Origin of the sequence: Providencia sp. PROV040, from assembly GCF_032706145.1 — a bacterium.
Taxonomy (GTDB): domain Bacteria; phylum Pseudomonadota; class Gammaproteobacteria; order Enterobacterales; family Enterobacteriaceae; genus Providencia; species Providencia hangzhouensis.
The window spans coordinates 4,123,945-4,143,722 of record NZ_CP120530.1; the positions used below are offsets into that span (position 1 = coordinate 4,123,945).

Consider the following 19,778-nt stretch of genomic DNA (forward strand, 5'->3'; position numbering starts at 1 on the left):
ACCTATATAAGCAAATCATTTTTTATTACAGATAATTATATTTTACTACACTTGATTTTTTTATTTTTAGCAGTGAATAATGCAACCGCCCCCTGAATATTAACAGAAACATCTTCAAACAAAGAAGCAAGTGTCGTTTCAAGTGAATCCGCAGAGTCATAAACATTGCTAAAAATTCCTTTTTTATTATAGACTGACATTAGCTTACTTCCAAAACGATTATGCTTAACCCCCTTTCCAAGAATAGTCGCACCATATAAAGTGCCATCATCCTTAAGTGTTTCACTGATATTTATTATCGCTTGTTTCTTATCACTCATTTTCCCTGGCAAGCAATGTAATAAATAAAATATGGATACTGAATCAAATGCCCCTCTCAACTCACCAGTAAATCTGTTAAAAATATCATGACAGAAACAAGAGTTTAATTTCTCATCATAAATATATTTTTTAGCATATTCTAAACTGTGAATATTAAGATCGGAAAGTGATATTTTATTAATTTCATCTGCAGCTTTTTTTAAATAAAAACCAGTCCCAACACCAATATCCATATGGTTGTTACCAAGATGAGATTTAAAGTGAGGAATTAAAAATTCATCAGTATTACAACGCCATGCATAGTTATTAGATATATTTAGTACCCACCAATCATATAGAGCCAAAGAGAGAGGTGTATATACTTTAGAACCATCATTTGTGTTCAATGACATAAAATCTCCATAATGGAAAAAATATATATTATTTTTTTATTATTTATTTTAATAGTCGAAAATAATGAGTGATAAGTCAGGTTATCATATGCTATAAGTGTAGGATTATATACTTGGTATTATTCAGAGTTATTTATATCACATCTTTAATCGGAAAAAACTCTGACAATTTCACACATGCGCCATAAAATCATCTAAAGCTATATCTCCATCTATTCGCCCCATTCACACCATAGCCTAACAAAACAAATCAAAAAACCAATAAATATGCATATCATCTTTGGTATGCTTCATCTGTGATAACCATAAACCATATGTCTTTCTAAATAATTTATCAGAAACCATTTACACAGATACTGGATAAAACCCACAAGATCATGAAATACAAAATAACGAGATGTAATCATAACGATTAAAACGGACATAATTCACGCAAGTAAATTAACAAGTTATATTTTTATTGTCAGTTTACCTCTTTCGAAGTATTTTCATTGAGCTAACGCTGTGTGGAAAATTATCTGCATTTCCCTTTCCTGAAGAGCGGGTATAATAGTTACCCTGAAAGTTTTTTTGAAAAACCGCATTGCCCATCCATCCGGAATATCAAGCGACATGATCTTGTTATCAAAATTATATGTACTAAAATCATCAATACTTTCATTTACCAGCAAATACTGACCTGTTTGATCAAATCCATGAAATAATGCAATGGCAGAGAGCCTCTGGTGACAACTATCTCCATTACTCAGTGTCACAGTTGCTGTAATCTTTTGGTGTACAAAAATACTCTTACTGCCCTCTTTATTTTGACAAGATTGACTGGCATTGAATTGTGCTTGTATTTTTTACATCAACACTGGCATACATCTCGTTAAATGGGGTTAATACACGCCCGATTATCAGGGTAAGAGTACATAGAGGAATTCACCGTCACGTGAATATTATCAGCTATTGCAACCAAAGGTAGTCCTATCAATAAAAACAAACCTATAACTCGTTTTTTCATATTAAATTCCAAATCTATTTTCACCTCTGCGGATCAAGGGGACCTGTATCTGGGCTATACCGAATCAAATGTCTTCCCCATATGCTTTACAGCTTTCAATTGATCATCATTCTGAATTAATCTGCCCTTTTTCAGATAGTTAATTTTTCAGCCATCAATTGTGCTTCATCTTCGCTGTGAGTCACTAACAGTGCTGTTTGCCTGAGAGGGTAGATTTCATAGACCACCCCACCCGAGCTGAATTATTTACCGTGGTGGGGTGTCAGCTCAGAACATGGCAATCAATGTAGAAAAAAGGGGCATATTATGGGTCTTGACAAAAAGATAAAATAGATTTACTTTGAAAATCAATTCATTAAATAGTTTAATGTTCCCGAGTCTGGGCACCACATATTTAAAGAACCCGCCCCAAAAGGCGGTTTTTTGCTTTTATATTTCTAAGCTCAAGTTGAGTACTCGGCTAAAGAATCTGAAATCTATAATCTTTTTTTTATCTAACCTAAACACTTATTTCTATACCCTTTCGGTCTACTAGACATGGTTAGTCCGCCACTATACAGAATATTGATATACAATCAGCTATAATATAAAGTCAATTAACTTGACTTATACCAAATAACCAGGAATTACCTAAAAAAAACCAAACACTAAAGTTTATAATTAGATTATTATTCTCGCCCTTTTCTCATTTCATCCATTAGACAGCCAAGCTTAACTCATATTACGTGTTTTTATTAGCCTATTGTCTTATCTAAGAACCTAAAAATAAGTTTTTATATTAATAGTTATGAAAATAAATCATTAAAAAACCACAATATCATTTTTTATTCCTAGCTATTGAGCTAAAAAAATAATCAAATACAATATTAATCAATAAGTGCTAATAATAATTTGTAATAAAAAGGTAACTAAGCCTTAATGTAATAAAACCTACTCAACCTTACCGAACAACTCACAATTTCTGCTTAACATGTTGTTAAGTAATAAAAATAGCCCCATAAAACAAAGTGCAAATAACTATAATGTTTAGAATAAGACTCTGCATATGAACCTAAAATAAATGACTTAATCTTATTTAAAACTTTCAATTAAGGAATACCTTATATTCTAAAATTTTCTTTTCGTCATAATTTACTCTTAGCTATAAAAATAGTTTTATGAATCAATGATACTAGGGTCAAGTTTCCTCATGAAAAAGAAAAAAGATACAACTTATTATATCAGCCAACTAGTTGGTAAATGCTTACAAGAATACCGGCAAGAATTAGGAATTAGTGGTGAGAACATTGCGAAAGAGTTAGGCATTAGCCAACAGCAATTATCGCGCTATGAACGAGGAGAGAATGCGTTAACCGTAGATGTATTGTTTAAATTTATTCTTATACTCGGTATTAATTTCCCAGATTTTTACCATAGGCTATTCTATGTCGTGAGTCATCATCCTAAACTTTCACACTATATCACTAATTTAAATGGTTTTGGCTGGGAATTAGATGATTTGAAAGACTACTATAATTCAGCAATTGTATAACCTTTAGCGTAAAGAAATATTGTTTAATTTGTTTATTTTATATTATTATGAAAATCATGGAGTTTGCCTATAATCGATGAGAACAGCGCTATGCCTACCCCTTCTCCGACTGCATTTTCAAGGATAACTCGCACATCAGGACGCACGAATAGCATACTTACCATTGCTTTTCCTTTGTTATTTATTCTAATAACAACATTGATTTGGAGTGCAGAGCGAATTGTTCAACAAGAAACTAAACGCCTAGAAGTCGATTTTAGGTCACTAATAGGCTATATCAATGAACAAGAAAAGTTTTTACGATCTTTAAATAAGCAAAATCAAGATTTAATAGAGTTAGTTGAAAGCCGAACCTATGCAATACAAGAACAGTTCTTACCAACAAGGTCGCCATTATATCTACTCGAAGGTAAAGAATCTTTAGTTGCAATGCCATTTACCCTAGCTTGTGACAAGAGTTTAGAGTGTTCCAACGTTCCCAGTATATTATTTTCTTTAGGGGCCTATTTAGCTGATTACTATTCTACTTTTTGGGGAGGCTCATATTTTCCAGCTGCTGCAGTATTTTTTGTCAACGAACACGACCAAATTAGTATCAGCGTTCCTTCCGTTGGAACAGTTTTAGGAAATGAATCTATTTCTCCAAATTTGTATTACTCCGTCATTGATAGTATTAGAAAAAATTTACCTACTATTCATGCTCAATTTTTAGAATCACAAGAAAGCGATTCAAAAGACATTATCTGGTTACGTCCTGAGCCATTTGATCATATTCTCATTGGGATCATCCCTGCTGGTTTTGATGAACATTTATGGCAGAATGCTCACATTTCTCCTAAAAATATTTATGCAGTCAGTATGTTAAGCCAAGCAAGGCTTAGCGTGCTGGAGCGAATGTTAAACCCCACACTCACACATCAATTTTGGCTGATTCATGCAAAATATGGTCAGCTACTTGGAACAACCCAAGCACCTGAAGAAGAAGCATTAGAAGGTATTTTCTATACCAGAGATGGCCTAGTTCTTAAACTTTCATCTAAAACTGATGAATGGACTGGATATTATAGAATTAGTTATGCGGCTTTTTTTGAAGACAACCTGTGGCTTCCTATCAGTTTAGTTATTGCACTTTTCTTTAGTTTATTTTGTGGATGGGGATATCACCGCTGGTACCAACGAAAAATATTACAACCCGCAATAGACTCCCAGCAAGCTATCTTAGAAAATGAATCTTTTAACCAAACACTTATTGCGACAACCCCTATCGGCTTATGTGTAATAGATAAAGAAACCCAGCAGTTACGCTTTGCGAATGAGTTAGCTCGTTATTGGCTAAAAATAACCAATATATCTACTCCCCACGACTCAAATGAATATAATGAATTACTTATCAAGGTTCTTTCTGACACAGAACAGGTTAAAACTAATTTAAAGTCTGGGGAACATGTTCTTTATGTCGTAAGCACAGCAACTTATTACCAGCAGCGCCCTGTTATTTTATGCGCATTTACTGATATTACGATCCAAGCAGAAACTGAAAAACAACTTGATGATGCTAAGCGACTTGCAGAAGAAGCCAACCGAGCTAAATCCACATTTTTAGCAACAATGAGCCATGAAATACGAACCCCACTTTATGGTCTAATAGGTACATTAGAATTACTGGCAAATACCTCTCTTTCATCTCAACAAGCTCACTTTATTGATCGAATATCAACAACATCCCAATTACTTATGCAGTTAATTGGTGATATTTTAGATATTAGCAAAATAGAAGCTAATCAAATTCAAATTCATAATCAACCATTTGATTTATTAGAATTAGTGCAACAAACTGTTCAGTTATATCAAGGAATTGCTCAGCAAAAAGGGTTGCTCCTATTTGCTATTATTGACCCAAATGTACAAGCAAATAGAGTTGGTGACTCTGCCCGACTGCAACAAATTTTAGGTAATTTACTCAGTAATGCGATTAAATTTACCCACAGAGGTACTGTTACTATTGAACTTAAAAGAAGTAATAAAAATAATATATTACTACGTGTCAGTGATACAGGTGTTGGAATTAGCCCTGAACAACAAATAAAATTATTTGAGCCATTTTATCAAGCTCATTCAGAAATTCATGCTTATGGTGGTACTGGCTTAGGCCTATTTATTTGCTCTAAGCTTATCAAATTGATGGATGGGCAAATAAGCTTACAAAGCGAAACTGGAGTTGGTAGCTCGTTTCTCGTGACACTACCTTTAGCACTCGATATACAGCAAACACACTGGCTATCACTCAAAAACACCAATATTTGGTTGCAAACCCCAAACCCATTATTGACTGAAAATATAACGCAATGGCTAAAACGTTGGGGGGCCAATGTATATTTCACAGAAAATAGCCTCCCCATAGATACCTCATCCGTTATTGCCGTCGGCATCTTAATTCCATCGTTTCCTCTGCCAACTAATTGGGATGGGCAACTATGGGTAAGCACTGAAATGAATTTCAGACTATCCGAGTTAAATCAGCAGTTATTCTTACTACAAAATAATAAAGAACCGATACCCCTTATTTGTCCAACATCTCGTATACAAACTCATATGCATAAATACCCGCTTCGCGTTTTAATTGCTGAAGATAACCCCATTAACCAAGTTGTTCTACAAGAGCAACTTGAACTACTTGGTTGTAAGGTATTTATTGCCAATGATGGTGAAGAAGCGTTGGTGATCTGGGATAACGAAATTGTTGATATCATCCTTACAGACGTTAATATGCCTTATCGTAATGGTTATGAGCTTGCACAGCAGCTGCGCAGTGAAGGCGAAACATGCCCGATTGTTGGTGTTACTGCTAATGGATTAAAAGAAGAAGAAGAGCGATGCCTAGAATCTGGAATGGATTCATGGCTTGTAAAACCTATAGAGCTAGAAACCTTAGTTCAATTGTTCAACCGTTTATTCCCGATTTACTCCTCCTCAGCTTCAGAAATGGGGCCAATAAAAGTGATTAACCCGCTAAATGGGGAAGATAGAGAAAAAATTATTCGTCATTTTGTGAGCGATATTACTCGATTTTGCCAAGCGGTTGAAAATAACAACACAGAAGAATTAAAACAGTTATCCCATCGTATCCGTGGTGCATTAATTAGTGTTGAACAACGTGAGTTAGCTAATCAGCTTCGTGAGTTTGAAACAGCATTAGATTCACGGACATCAACATACATTGATACCCAGATTAGTCAGAATATCTGCAACCAATTAGCTAATTGGATAAAAAAAATTAGTCAAACAAATGATGTGTGAGGCAATAACTAATTAACGCTTGATTATTATCAACACCCAATTTACGCATTGCAGCATTTTTCTGTAGGCTGATAGTTTTATCACTGCGGTTTAATTGCTTAGCAATATCAACAATAGGCTTACCTTGAACAAAAAGGCGCAGTACCTCAAGTTCACGAGGTGATAATGTCTTTACCCTATCATTTAATGTTACTGCATTACGGCTTTTTAATGTCGTTGTCATATCTGCAACAGGAACACGATATTGGCGACCTTGCCCCGCTAATGTGATAGCTTTCATCAGGTCACCTAATGGTGCCTCTTTTGACACCACCGCACTCACCCCAGAATCATATAACATTTGTACAATCATTGGGTTAGAAACCATCGTTAATACAATCACTGCAATATTTGGATATTGGCGACGTAAAAATTGAATATAATTCTGTCCATCGCTAGATTGGGTATTATTAGGCATCATATAATCAGTTACGATCACATCAACCTCATTTTTTTTCAAAAAAGCAAATAGTTCAGCATCCTGAGTGTAAGCACCTAAAATGTCTAAATTCATTGATTGAGAAAGTGTATCTTTCAAACCTGAAAGCACAATGGGATGATCATCAACTAATACTAATTTGAGTTTTTTCATTTAATAATACTCAGCATCAGAATATGTATATTCAATATAACACCATAGAAAAAATGTCAATTAACACTCTTAATATGAAACAACAACTCGAACTGTTTTAGAAAACGGACCAGAAGCGATAGTGCTGCCCGCTATCTTGCTTAATGTCGCAGTAAAAGGGACATTAATCGGTGATTGTGGCATGATTTCACCAATACTGTAGCTTTCATTATAGTTAATATCAGTTGAATTACGGGTTAATAGTGTTTGTAACCCATTGCCCATATCAAGATATTTTCCACCTAGCACCGTATTATTATTGGGTTCAAAACGTACTGATATATTTAGCCCTGTTTCGCAGTCTTGTGGCACTGACATACCTAAATTAAAAGTTCGGCTAACCACTTCTCCCGCATTCATTTGTTTAGGTGAAATTGAGTCAAAGTTTACACTTCCCCCATTAGAAGCCGTGATATTCACCGCAGGTGCAGGGCAGAGCAAGGTTAAGTTACCTTTAATGCGCACATAAGTTGGCCCGCCTAAATCCTTACCTAAATAATCCACATGGGTTCCTAATAAAAATAGCCCTGTATCAAAAGGTTTAAGAGCGTTTGCCCCCTTATAAACATAAAAGTTATACATGAAAGCGATATTGCGTGTAATTCCTGTTTCTGGTTGACTCCAATACCCCAAATAAATATTTGGAACAGTTGGGTTGGTTATCGTTACTGGACTAGGAGATGAAATTGCATTTTGTTGCGTCACACTGACACCACTATTAATCAATAATGTTTTAATTGCAGTTGGCATTGTATTTTTAAAGTAAACGGCATTAGTTGTACTTGATGAGCCAGTAAACTCACATCTCACTGATATATATGAGCTCAATGCTGATGTCAATAAGGTACCATTTGGAATTGAAGTACTACTATTTGTAATATCAAAGGTTAATTCTTGTTCTATAGTTGTAGCTCCTGAACTCGGTATACAATTATTAACCGCAGCTACTGATTGAAAACTTAGCAAAAATAAAAATAATATAGCAAATGAATTTATTTTATTAAAAATTAACATAATTTATCTCTTATCCTTTTCATTTGATAAGGAGCAAGTTGTATTACATGTATATTTCAATAAGTTTGGTGTTCCATAATCATCAATATAAGTAATAACCATTTTCGGCGATTTCACTTGTTTATCTGATAGAAAATATGTTGAATTGCTATTTGGCTTTATGACAATTTCTTTAAAATCAGGAACTTTAGATTCATTATCATTAACATTAATCACAACAATGTGATAGGGTGTCTGGTTAGTTAATTTTAACGAGTTTCCCATTTTTTCCACTTTCAATTCTTTCTGCCAGTCATTGTTAGGGTATTTTTTCAATTCACTTGGACGATAAAATAATTTAAAGCGTGATTGAATAACAATTTCAACAGCATTTTCTAGTTTAGTTTTCGGTGGAATACCCAAGACATTAAAGTAAAATAAAGACTCTTGGTTGTTCGGTATTTTCACGTCATTTTTTGATAAACTAATTCTAACCTGTTTCTTTTGATTCGCTTCAACACGTTGCAGTAAAGGCAAAGCAATTAGTGGCTCTGAAATTTTTTCACCATTTTCATTCTCGACCCATGACTGAACTAAATAAGGGTCTTTTTTATCAATATTCTCAATCACAACGCTAACACCTTTACTTGCTTCATCATAAATAACGCGAGTACGGTCAACAGAAATTGATGCATGTGTGTATGTGCTAATCAAGATTAAAGCACTTATTATTAATTTAAATTTTTTCATGATTTTCTATTCTTTATTACAGGTTATATTCTTACTGGCTAAATGGCTTTGTTTTCCTAACATAATTCGACATGACTGGTCACCACTCCATTTAACCGTTAATTTTTGATCTGGTTGGAAGCCCGTTAAATAAACTTGCCCTTCCTCTGCAATCATTCCCAATACACTATTATTATCAGAGCCATAAACTAAAGCACCAAATGGGGGCGTATTTCCGTCAGGGAATTTAATTGTAACTAACGCTTTTTCCCCCACTAATGTATTGAGTTTTGAATAACCAACCGCACCATCAGTTAAATTTGATTCAATCACGCTGTCATCAATGCTGACATTGTCTGGTACATTATTAAGGTCTACATACTGGGTCGACCTATAATAGGTTGGAACATTACTAATTGCGGCTAAACCAAACCCATTCGTAACTGATTCATTTTTATTAATTGATACCCCTTTCGCTTTATCTGTATCAATAACCATACGAGCTTGGTTATCATAAACTCGTCGGTGTAAGACTGGGCCTTGGTTGGTAATCGTCAAGGAGCCATCTAGTGACCCACTTAATGTATGGTAATCTTCACCATACGATCCCGTTAGTTGTGCAGTACCATATTGCGTATCACGATAAACGGATGCATTCATTGCCGTATTTTCAAAAAGGTCTTTACTTGATAAACCTAAGCTAACATTATTGTCATTAATTTTAGAATTGTAATTAATATTACTATTATATTTTTTATCAATATCATTATAAGAACTAAAGTATTGAATCCGTGAGTTTCTTTCACCACCAAATGGTATACTTAACGAAAGATATGCTTGCTTAGAGCGTTTACCTTTTACGTAGCTACTTTCACCAATTGATAATGATAAAATCGCATTATTTATAAAACTTGTATTTATGGTTTTATTAAACGATAAATTGAGAGTATTGTTATTTTTTGATTCTTTCCAATAACTTTCCCGTGAGTAACTTAAACTTATATCTGCCTGTAAATCAGGGAGTTGTTGTGTAAAAGAAGTCGTAAATACATTTTTCTGCCGATAATGTGGCGTTAACGGAGTTTCTTTTAAGCTAATATAATCATTCACTGACATAAAGCCTTCATTAGAAAACTGGTACCCTGTTAAATCCAATCGACTTGAATTCGAAAAACGTTTTGCATAATTAATACGGTAACTTTCACCAGTACGTAAAGCGGTATCCTGTAGTTGATTCTTCGACTGTGTAATATCAAAAGATATTGCACCAAAGCGTTCCATATTTACCCCAACACCTGCATTATAGGCATGATATTCATCATTAGAGGTTGCAAAAATACCACCAAAAATAGATAAATTGTTGAGGATCCCCCAAGAAGCTTCAGTTGATATAAAGTCATCATTGATGTTTTTATACCCCATTGGGTCTAACCGGCCTGCATTCAGTTTATATTGCACCATGCCTGGGCGTGTTAAAAAAGGAATATTGGTCGAGGAAACTTGGTACTCACGTATAGAGCCATCTTCTTCTGTAATTTTAACATCAAGAGTCCCTGATAAAGAGGAACTCAAATTATCAATTGAAAAAGGCCCTGGTGCCACTTTCATTTGATTCAAGATACGTCCATTTTGTGAGATAGTGACTGTCGCATTACTTGTCGCGGTTCCTGTGACACTCGGTGCATACCCCCTTAGAGAAGCCGGTAGCATGTTCTCATCCGTAAAGACACTAACGCCGCTAAAGCGTACAGAATCAAATACATTACTTACTGTATAATACTTACCCGCAAAAAATTTTGCGGATAAACTAGGTAAATCTGTAAATAAATAAGTTTGCACCCATTTAAAATTATCATTTTTATTATCATTAAAATCTTTTTGATATTGATAATTACTGCGAACACGCCAACGCCCTACATTCGCACCAATAGAACCGAATGAGCTAAAATTATTAATATCTCGAGTATTCTTATACTTAATATAGTTTTCAACAAAGTTGTAATCCAATACGAGTGCATTAACTCCAACTTCCCGCTGCATGGGCGGAACCCAATTGTCATCAGAATACTGAAAATAAGCTTGGGGTATTGAAAGCATTAACTCTTGCTTTTCATCATCGAATCTTGCCTGAATATTTTTATCCTGTGATGCAAGATCATAACACTGACCATTTTCCCATGTTGGTACTTCTTTAATAAATTCTTCTTTTAACCCAATAACTTCTACTAAGTTTCTAGAAATACAAGGTTGTATATTTTCGTCTTTATTTAAAAAATTTATTTGATCAAAATAATTGATTCTTCGACCATTTACCGATACATTAGAAAAATAAGAACCTTCACTAATTTTATTTTTCTCAAATGCACTTAAATCTATATTAGTATTACCCAAAATAGATAATGCGTCTTCATTAAATTGAACAGAATCCGCATTAACATAGTAAGTGTAAAATAATAAACTAGATACTAAACTAGTCACTATGTTTTTATTAAAATTGTTCTTTTTCATTAGCCGCAATATTCTATAATGGATTTATTGAATGAACTCATATAACTGAAAATGCTGTGAAGCAATTGCTATACACAGCATAATCAGCAAATATAAGATTTATTATTTTTTTAATGTTTTTATATTAATACTTATTGGTAATCTAAAACGTAAGCGACTGTAGATTTAACAGAACCGGCTGTAGCTGCACCTAATGCCTGCATACGAGCAGATAAATTAATAACATTTGTCCCTGCGTTTAAGCTTTGCTCAACAGTATCATTTGTTTTTAAATTTGTTCCACTTGCATTTTGGAATAACACACCAACATTGGTAGCAGTACCAGTACTTGCCCATAAGGTGCCAGCTGCATCCATTTGGCCCGTAAATTTAACTGTTACTTTAGAATAATCAGTACCACTTGCGGTAGGGTCCAAAATACAATCCGTTAATTCTAATGTGAAATCAACATTTGGACCTTGTGAACCAGCTGTTTGTAATGATGCCGCTGGAACAGAACCTAATTGAACTTCTTTGTTAACAGAAGAAGGAGCAATGGTACAAGCACCAGTATTCACAGTACCATTGAATTCAATAGTACCGCTTCCTACATCCGCAGCAAATGAAGTTGATGCAGCAGTGAATGTTAATGCGATAATTGAAGATGCTAATAGCGTCTTTTTCATTTTAAACCCTTATTTCATGATATTATTAATATATACTAAGGCAATACCTTAGTTGGTACACAGCCATATCAATAGTTTTATTGATATAACTAGAATTTAGTTAACTTTATTCTTATCATTATTTTAATGACTTGAGATGTTCGATAACATGTGAAGTAATATAACCACTAATATGAACCGTAAATATAAGGAGATCCTTAAAACAAATACTAACCTTCATTTTTTTTATTGTTTGAATAAAAACCATGACTTAATAATGAGTTATATTCAGAGGTCCAGCTATTTGATTGTTCTAAATCTATATCTTCAAGGAAATAATGAACACTGACTTTAAGGAAGTCTGCAATCATAACTAAAGAATCAATATCTATTCTGTTAATACCTCGTTCATAGCGAGAAAACTGCTGTTGACTAACATTCAAAGCCATTGCCACTTCAGTTCCTGTTAATCCATACTCCCTTCTAAGCTTCTTTATTCTGCTCCCTACTATTTTGGCAATAGGATATCTAGCTGCCATTTTTATTTCCTTTCTGAAAAATACAAAGTAGATACTGAATAACGTAAGAATAACTAACTGCGAGCAATACTAATTAAATAAAATAAAAATAACAAACTCACATACGAGTAATAAATAAAACCAAACATTAATTTTATTTATTGAAAATGCTGATTATTAACTATTAATATCTGGTTACCCTTAATATAAGTAAGGTTTATGAAACAATGTCTAACGAACTCGTCATTTTTCGGGTAAACACCATCACTAAATATAGTTACTTATCTCATATATTTAAAAAAAACAGTTTTTTTATCCAACAAGTCTTAAACGTCACATGTCATTAATTAACAAAATGTTAACATTTTCTTTTTAATGGAATTTTATATCACCAAAACTTGGCTATACCCGTACCTAAAAAAATAATAAACTTTAAGACTATAAACCTTCTTGAGGCTTTATTAAGCCCTTAACTAAATGCCCTACCTATTGAAGTTATTAAGATTATTCATTCCTACATTCTTTAAATATTTCGTTATTATCCATATCATTTTTATTAGTTAACTATAATAGAATAAAAAAATGGAATAAAAACAATATTCTCAAGAATCGTAGAAATGTTTTAAATTCTTAAACATGGTGCGCCAAGTACACCTGAATTTAAGGCAGCACTAAAAGCAGAGTCTTTTGGTCGGCGCCTCCTAGTTAGTATGAATTTTTTACCTTCGTTTTTGGCATCTTCAACTAATTTTCTCACTAGCTCTAGATTACTCGGTTTTATCAGAAAGTACTCCATTTTCAATATTCCATTAATTCGTTCCGCTAAAGCATTTTGGCAACAATCGTAGCTATCTATTATAGAATATTGAATATTATGTTCTTTATGTATTTCCTGATACTCCGAAGAACAAGATTGTATCCCCCGACCTTAATGATGGATCAGCTTTCTTTCGCTCCTCAATCCTATCCAGTATTTTGTAATAGGCCTGTCGACTGATTTGCATAAAGTGACAAGCTATTGTTACGTTGAGGTTGTAATCCTTTTTTCTTTAATAATAGAAAACCCACATTTTCATCCCATATTCGCCCTAGAAATGCATGGGATAAATAAGACCATAATAGATTTAGAAGACATAACAAATACTAACCAATTGTTTTGTAATGAATTTTGTTTTATCTACTTTACCGGATAAAAATAAGTGAAAAATAACTGAATATCACCTTCATTTAATCCCATCAAAAATAACATTAAAAAACAAATGATTAGACTTGTTTTTTATGCGAATGAATTAATCTAACGCGATAAAGTCATTTCAAACTCATAAACGGATGTAAATAAATATCTCAATAACTCGGTTTTTGATTATTTAAGATATATTTCACTGCCCAAATACTCTTGTAATGCGTTTATTTGTTTTTATGGGTTATGTTGGCGTTTAATGCTTATGGTGAGTTGTTTTTTGGCTTAAAGATCTGCATTCAACGCCTTAACGCGATGCTAGTGATAATGTTAATAAATATTTCGTTTTTTATTTTCTTTTAATTTCAATGCGTTAATTTAATATATTTCGTTACATTCTACCGGCGAAATACATACTTTAGCGATATCTGATTACTCATTTTATGGATATTATTTGTTTCGTTCTTCACAACAGATAAAAATTTTTAATTAAATGACTTAATATAAGGTAGATAACATGAATAAAACTTTAATTGCATTATGCTTAGCGTTAACGACAACTTCTATTTCTGCAATGGCTGCGGATGCCGGTTCTGGTAAAATTACGTTTAAAGGCACAATTAATAGCGGTGCATGTACAATTGCACCGACTGATGTGAATAAAGAAGTTCAATTAGGTAATATTGCCGCGGTTAATTTAGATGCTGCTGGTAAAAAAGGCCCACTCAATTCATTTGAATTAAAATTACAAGATTGCCAATTAGACCCAAGTGCTTCAGGTACTCCTTATTCTAAAGTAAAAATTACGTTTAATGGCCAACCTGATGCCACAAACGCATCTTTATGGTCAAGCACGGGTAGCGCAAATAACGTTGCAGTTTCATTCTTAGACAATGCAGGTAAAGCCATTAAACCCGGTGATACTTTAGAGCAAACACTGAAAGCGTCTGACACCACAATTATTTTGTCTGCTCAAGCAGAAGCAACCGGTGCCGCCACTTCAGGTAGCATCAACTCTATCGCAAACTACGTATTAAGCTACGAATAAGATAGCCATCATGCCTAAGCAAAAGCTTTACGCTAATTAGCGTAAAGCTTTGTATTCCCACTATCGATTATCATAAGAGTGCCAACATGTATTTTAAGAAAAAAAATATAGGTTATATTATCTCACTCATTATGTGTGGTGGGTATACAAATGCGGAAACTTTTAATATCAATGCCCTTAATTTGTCTGCAGACGACAATATTGACCTAAGCTATTTTGAAAAAAATAGTTTAAGTGAAGGTTTATATGAATCGGATATTATTTTAAATGATAAAAAAATTATCCGCGGCGAAAAAATTAAGTTTATTAATCATGACGGAACGATTGAGCCGTGTATTACGGCACAATTAATAAAACGTTTTCCCTTAAATGAAGAAGCGAAAGAAATATTACTTTCGTCTCAAGAAAACGAATGTATTAATTTATTCTCTCTCGATAAAAACGTGGCTATCGATTTTAATGATAGCGAACAAGTCCTGAGTATTTCGATACCTCAGAAATATATGGCATCGACTTATTCTTCGTGGGTGAGCCCTGAAATGCGCGATTATGGGATTGCGGGGTTAATTTTAGATTATACGATTAGCGATAATCACTTAATCCGTAAAAACGAAGAAACACGTAACCAACTCTATGCCTTCGGGAATGTGGGCGCTAACTTCGCGCAATGGCGTTTACGGGCAAATTACCAATATGAGAATAAATTGGCGGGCGAAGATGGACGGGGTAGCAAGAAACGCAACTTAGATTGGGACCAAGTCTACGCTTTTAGGGACATTGCCAGCTTATCGGCGAAGTTGTTTGCCGGGGAAATTTTCATTAAATCAGACTTGTTTGATAGCGTGCGTTTCAAAGGCGTGAGCATGTTTACCGATGAAAGCATGATGCCACCGAACCTCAGAGGGTATGCCCCTCAAATTACTGGGGTTGCCGCCTCAAACGCAACGGTCACCTTATCACAAAATGGCCGTATCATCAGCCAAGTGAAAGTGCCGGCGGGCCCTTTTGTGATTAAGGATTTAAGTCAATCCATCATGGGCACCATTGATGTGACCGTGGCAGAGGATAACGGTAAAGAAACGAAATTCCAGTTTACGACAACCAATATTCCGTTTTTAACCCGTAAGGGGCAAGCGCGCTACACCTTGAATTTAGGTCAGCTATCCCCGAAAAATGGCACCCATACTAACGACAATTTTATGACTGTCGAAAGCTCTGTTGGGGTGTTTAACCATACCTCTGTTTTTGGCGGAATCGTGGCGACATCAGGGAATAAATATAAAGCCATTAACCTCGGCATTGGCCAAAATATCGGCTTTTTAGGGGCTTTTTCGGTGGATATCACCCAATCTTACGCCGACACCTTATTGGGGCGTGAGAAAGGCAAAAGCTACCGTATTAACTATGCCAAAGATTTACCGAGTATTGATGGGCAGTTGACATTAACCGGGTACCGTTTTGCCGACAGAACCTTTAACTCTTTATCCAATTTTGTTGAGCAAAACTTTGTCGACAGACAAGATATCGATACCAATAAAGACAAACATGTTTTTTCATTGTCTTACGCTCAGCAATTACGTGGAATGAATGCGAGTGCGAATATCACCGCATCACGTAAAACCTATTGGAATGGTAAGCAAAATAACTATTTCAGTGTGGGGCTCAATAAATTCTTCGATGAAGGCGTCATGAAAGGTGGGAATATCTCCCTGTCTTTAAACCAAGTTCGTGGGGCGAATAATAAAACGGATAACCAAGTGTATTTATCCGTCAGCAAACCATTAAGTACTGAAAACCAAAATGCATCAATATCGTATTTCGCCTCTTACAGTGACAGCAACAAGCGCTATGCAAATAACGTGAATTACAGTCGTCATGTTGATAGCAACACGAACTATAATTTAACCGCATCGACCCAAGATGGGTTATCGGAAGGGATGGTGAGCACCTATGTGTCACACAGCGCGGATGCCGGCCAAGTCCAAGTGACGGGGTCATTATCGGATTCCATGACGTCACTAAGTATGACCATGAGTGGCTCGGTGACTGCGACACAGCACGGTATTTCCGCGCACCGTTTAACCTATCGTGACCAATCTCGCTTAGTGGTTGATGTGCCAAATGCGCAAGGCGTGATGATTGAAAATGGCCATGCGACGACGAATAGCCGCGGGTTAGCCACCATCAGTAACGTTCCGACCTACTATAATATGGAATACAAGGTGGATGTGAACAACCTGCCAGACACGGTAAACATTGATGATAATGTTTTAGCGTCTACACTCACTGATGGGGCAATCGGTTATGCTAAAATGGATGCAGATATTGGTAAGTCACTGATAACACGAATTAAGCTGGCTAATGGTCAATACCCACCATTAGGCTCAGTGGTGAAAAATAACGTAACGGGTAAAGTTTCAGGCATTATTGCTGAATCCGGTATCGTCTACTTAACCGGGTTGAACATGGGCGACCAACTTAGCGTTAACTGGGGAGATGCACAAGCGTGTACGTTCTTAGCGGACAGTCTCCTGGCTAAAAGTAGCGATTCAATTGCTTGTCGTCACTAATGTGATTTCAATGGGTGAAAAAATGACATTATTTAAAAAAGTACTTTCCGTTGTTTTACTCTCAAGCGTCATGAGCCAAGCGTATGCCGTTCTTGGGTTAGATAGAACCCGTGTTATTTTTAATGAAGCCGATGGCGGAACCAGTATCGTTGTTGAAAACCAAGATACCGCCTCTTCGTTTTTAGCGCAGACATGGATAGAAAACCAAAAAGGTGAAAAGCTGACTAACTCACTAGTGGCGTTACCTTTTTTACAAAAAATTGGCCCTAAACAGAAAAAACAAATCAAAATTGCGTATATGGATGGGCAAAATACCTTACCCACGGACAGGGAGAGTCTGTTGTATTTCAATGTATTAGGTATTCCACCGCAAGGTAAAGAAGCGAATGCGGTTCAGTTTACTATCCAATCACGCTTAAAACTGTTTTATCGCCCAAAAGGTATTGACTACACAGTCTCTGCCGAGAAAGATTTTCAGCGCGATTTAAAAGTCACAAAACAAGGTGGACAGATTACGTTGTCGAATCCAACCCCGTTTAATATTGTGATCACCAATATCAATGTTGACCAAAGTAAAGATAAAAATTTCCCTGAAGTGCTTGTCGCCCCGTTCAGTGATTCGACCGTGACATTGAAAAACCCGGCATGGAACAGTTTTGAAGTCGCTTATATTGATGACTTCGGTGGTCTGAAATTTAATAAATACCAGTGTGCCGCAGCACAGCCTTGCCAATTATTGCCACAGGCGAAATAAAAAATACAAATGTGGGAGCTTACTGAAATGAAATTTAAAAAACGGTCATGGCAAAGTGGCGTGTTCTTTCTCCTTCTGATGTCAACTTCTGCCGCGTATGCCGGAGTGACATGCCGACCGGGTAATAGTGTACCCGGCTCGACGGGAAATGCGTGGAACCCACTCCCTGAAGTCTATATTGATATGAATACAACCCCCGGCACCGTTGCTCCCGGCACGCTATTGGGCTCTGCCAGTAGTGGTTTCTTTTCATGGGCTTGTGTGTTTTCAGGCTCAAAGGCGGAGCGGACAATTTGGTTTAACAACCAAACGCCAACAACCATAAAAAATACACTTAAAAACAGCGGTGTTAGGCTTTATCAGGACAGTATGTATAGTGGCTCTGTTGAAATAACTGCGGCCAACACCCCGCAGTTAGAAGTGGGCGTCTGGGAAGCGGGCCCTAAAAATGTGCTATTTGGTTACACGTATCGAGTGGTCAGAGGTACGGGAGAGTTAAAATCTTTTGATACCGGTGTTTTTAATGTTGGTTATCACAGTGATTACCAGAGAAAAAGTTTAGGGGATATCTATCAGGCGAGGATTATCGGGAAATTGGTGAACTATTGCCCAACACCGATTGTCCGCATGAGCGATAAAGTGGTTGATTTTAAAGAGCTCACGGCTGAAAATTTTGAAGGTGGTCAAACAGTTAGAGAAAACTTTTCATTAGATTTAGTGCCCGATTCAACGTGTGATGCGGCATTAGAAGTCAGTGTTGCGTTCCAAAGCAACAGTGGCGTGATAAATAAAAAGTACATCGTCTTTAACAATGGCCTACAAGCTGCAATTACAGACAGAACCAATAACCAACAGGTTGCGTTTGATCAGTATTATTATAAAGGGAGTATCAGTAAACAACAGCCCGGCTATTTCCCTTACAGTATCGAGTTATCCAAGAAAGATGCTGAAGCCATTAAATCAGGGCAGTTCAGTAATACCGTGAATGTTTTATTTACTTACCGTTAGTAAGTTTCAGGTTTGTATTAAGTCAATATCACTTCTATGCGGTGGTATTGGCTTAGCCTAAAATGGCGGAGAGATAATGAGGTTTTTCTGGTTTAAAATTACACAGGCATTTTGTGTTGTTTTTGATGGAATTATTTAATTTAGGGTAGTATTCAATAATTCCCTAATGACTATTTAGGGTCAGCAGTTTGAGATACTAAAGGCGTCTTTTTTTATGTTTTAAATCACAATGTTATAAGAAATCTTCTACTTTTCCGTTAATACATTTCAATCCAACTCATCCTACATCAAGTATCTGTTATTGGTATCTCTTGATTCAATTAAAGCCGTAGAGAATCTGTACCCTTTTATGTTGTGGCTCGCTTACAACAACGTGTGATCGTTATTATACGCTATGTGCTACAGAGACGGTGTTCTTAGATAGAGTGGCTTTTATGTATCCAGGGTCACATTTTGTACATTTACTTGGTGAACTCTTGAAAATATCGCCAATAACGCGTGATTACTTGGTCATAATTTCAAGGCGATTTTGGATGAGATCAATAGAATAGGGATATAAGGGTATTTACGATAATCCCACGAACGATAAATAAACCATGGTCAGTTTTA

General features: G+C 35.6%; 14 protein-coding genes and 1 pseudogene. 6 read left to right on the top strand and 9 right to left on the bottom strand.

The features are described 5' to 3' along the window. Positions 1-35 precede the first annotated feature (35 nt). Both P3L40_RS19240 and P3L40_RS19245 read right to left on the bottom strand, forming a co-directional pair. Complete coding sequence (locus P3L40_RS19240) at positions 36-713, bottom strand: class I SAM-dependent methyltransferase (RefSeq protein ID WP_164456057.1); 678 nt, start codon at positions 711-713, stop codon at positions 36-38. Positions 714-1,201: 488 nt separating this feature from the next. Then, entirely contained in the window at positions 1,202-1,468 is a 267-nt protein-coding gene (locus P3L40_RS19245; protein ID WP_210853438.1) for a hypothetical protein, read from the bottom strand. 1,440 nt (positions 1,469-2,908) lie between these two features. Between P3L40_RS19245 and P3L40_RS19250 the strand changes: the two genes are divergently transcribed. After that, on the top strand, positions 2,909-3,250 hold the full coding sequence (locus P3L40_RS19250; protein ID WP_036958050.1) for a helix-turn-helix domain-containing protein: 342 nt from the start codon (positions 2,909-2,911) through the stop codon (positions 3,248-3,250). A 90-nt stretch (positions 3,251-3,340) separates the two neighbouring features. Then, complete coding sequence (locus tag P3L40_RS19255) at positions 3,341-6,547, top strand: ATP-binding protein (protein WP_228677446.1); 3,207 nt, start codon at positions 3,341-3,343, stop codon at positions 6,545-6,547. Here P3L40_RS19255 and P3L40_RS19260 read toward each other — a convergent pair. The 7 genes and pseudogenes from P3L40_RS19260 to P3L40_RS25170 form a co-directional block, all read right to left on the bottom strand. Next, entirely contained in the window at positions 6,525-7,178 is a 654-nt protein-coding gene (locus P3L40_RS19260; RefSeq protein ID WP_004258940.1) for a response regulator transcription factor, read from the bottom strand. The two genes, P3L40_RS19255 and P3L40_RS19260, sit on opposite strands and share 23 nt — an antisense overlap. 69 nt (positions 7,179-7,247) lie before the next feature. After that, entirely contained in the window at positions 7,248-8,231 is a 984-nt protein-coding gene (locus P3L40_RS19265) for a fimbrial protein (RefSeq protein WP_096864370.1), read from the bottom strand. 3 nt (positions 8,232-8,234) lie between these two features. After that, positions 8,235-8,960: a molecular chaperone gene (locus tag P3L40_RS19270; RefSeq protein ID WP_164565540.1), complete on the bottom strand. Its 726-nt coding sequence runs from the start codon at positions 8,958-8,960 to the stop codon at positions 8,235-8,237. Positions 8,961-8,966: 6 nt separating this feature from the next. Continuing rightward, the gene (locus P3L40_RS19275) at positions 8,967-11,447 is read right to left on the bottom strand and encodes a fimbria/pilus outer membrane usher protein (RefSeq protein WP_210853435.1); all 2,481 of its coding nucleotides are present in this window, start codon (positions 11,445-11,447) and stop codon (positions 8,967-8,969) included. 131 nt (positions 11,448-11,578) lie between these two features. Beyond that, positions 11,579-12,112, bottom strand: a complete 534-nt coding sequence (locus tag P3L40_RS19280; protein WP_004258955.1) for a fimbrial protein — start codon at positions 12,110-12,112, stop codon at positions 11,579-11,581. 209 nt (positions 12,113-12,321) lie between these two features. Further along, positions 12,322-12,630: a helix-turn-helix domain-containing protein gene (locus tag P3L40_RS19285; protein ID WP_004258958.1), complete on the bottom strand. Its 309-nt coding sequence runs from the start codon at positions 12,628-12,630 to the stop codon at positions 12,322-12,324. Between the two features lie 712 nt (positions 12,631-13,342). After that, positions 13,343-13,534, bottom strand: a pseudogene (locus P3L40_RS25170) (IS3 family transposase); the annotation flags it as partial. A 772-nt stretch (positions 13,535-14,306) separates the two neighbouring features. On the opposite strand from P3L40_RS25170, the gene P3L40_RS19290 reads away from it, so the two are divergent. The 4 genes from P3L40_RS19290 (at position 14,307) to P3L40_RS19305 (ending at position 19,169) form a co-directional block, all read left to right on the top strand. Beyond that, positions 14,307-14,837, top strand: coding sequence for a fimbrial protein (locus P3L40_RS19290; protein WP_144396090.1), 531 nt, complete (start codon positions 14,307-14,309; stop codon positions 14,835-14,837). A gap of 86 nt (positions 14,838-14,923) precedes the next feature. Continuing rightward, positions 14,924-17,407: a fimbria/pilus outer membrane usher protein gene (locus tag P3L40_RS19295; RefSeq protein ID WP_210853031.1), complete on the top strand. Its 2,484-nt coding sequence runs from the start codon at positions 14,924-14,926 to the stop codon at positions 17,405-17,407. A gap of 22 nt (positions 17,408-17,429) precedes the next feature. Next, complete coding sequence (locus tag P3L40_RS19300; RefSeq protein WP_272518013.1) at positions 17,430-18,161, top strand: molecular chaperone; 732 nt, start codon at positions 17,430-17,432, stop codon at positions 18,159-18,161. Between the two features lie 27 nt (positions 18,162-18,188). Then, positions 18,189-19,169, top strand: coding sequence for a hypothetical protein (locus P3L40_RS19305; protein WP_175427131.1), 981 nt, complete (start codon positions 18,189-18,191; stop codon positions 19,167-19,169). Positions 19,170-19,778 lie beyond the last annotated feature (609 nt).

Bases quoted from the DNA above. Each gene is read 5' to 3' on its own strand.
- P3L40_RS19260 (WP_004258940.1), bottom strand. From the start codon at position 7,178: ATGAAAAAACTCAAATTAGTATTAGTTGATGATCATCCCATTGTGCTT.
- P3L40_RS19270 (WP_164565540.1), bottom strand. From the start codon at position 8,960: ATGAAAAAATTTAAATTAATAATAAGTGCTTTAATCTTGATTAGCACA.
- P3L40_RS19240 (WP_164456057.1), bottom strand. From the start codon at position 713: ATGTCATTGAACACAAATGATGGTTCTAAAGTATATACACCTCTCTCT.
- P3L40_RS19250 (WP_036958050.1), top strand. From the start codon at position 2,909: ATGAAAAAGAAAAAAGATACAACTTATTATATCAGCCAACTAGTTGGT.
- P3L40_RS19275 (WP_210853435.1), bottom strand. From the start codon at position 11,447: ATGAAAAAGAACAATTTTAATAAAAACATAGTGACTAGTTTAGTATCT.
- P3L40_RS19285 (WP_004258958.1), bottom strand. From the start codon at position 12,630: ATGGCAGCTAGATATCCTATTGCCAAAATAGTAGGGAGCAGAATAAAG.
- P3L40_RS19265 (WP_096864370.1), bottom strand. From the start codon at position 8,231: ATGTTAATTTTTAATAAAATAAATTCATTTGCTATATTATTTTTATTT.
- P3L40_RS19290 (WP_144396090.1), top strand. From the start codon at position 14,307: ATGAATAAAACTTTAATTGCATTATGCTTAGCGTTAACGACAACTTCT.
- P3L40_RS19255 (WP_228677446.1), top strand. From the start codon at position 3,341: ATGCCTACCCCTTCTCCGACTGCATTTTCAAGGATAACTCGCACATCA.
- P3L40_RS19280 (WP_004258955.1), bottom strand. From the start codon at position 12,112: ATGAAAAAGACGCTATTAGCATCTTCAATTATCGCATTAACATTCACT.
- P3L40_RS19300 (WP_272518013.1), top strand. From the start codon at position 17,430: ATGACATTATTTAAAAAAGTACTTTCCGTTGTTTTACTCTCAAGCGTC.
- P3L40_RS19305 (WP_175427131.1), top strand. From the start codon at position 18,189: ATGAAATTTAAAAAACGGTCATGGCAAAGTGGCGTGTTCTTTCTCCTT.
- P3L40_RS19295 (WP_210853031.1), top strand. From the start codon at position 14,924: ATGTATTTTAAGAAAAAAAATATAGGTTATATTATCTCACTCATTATG.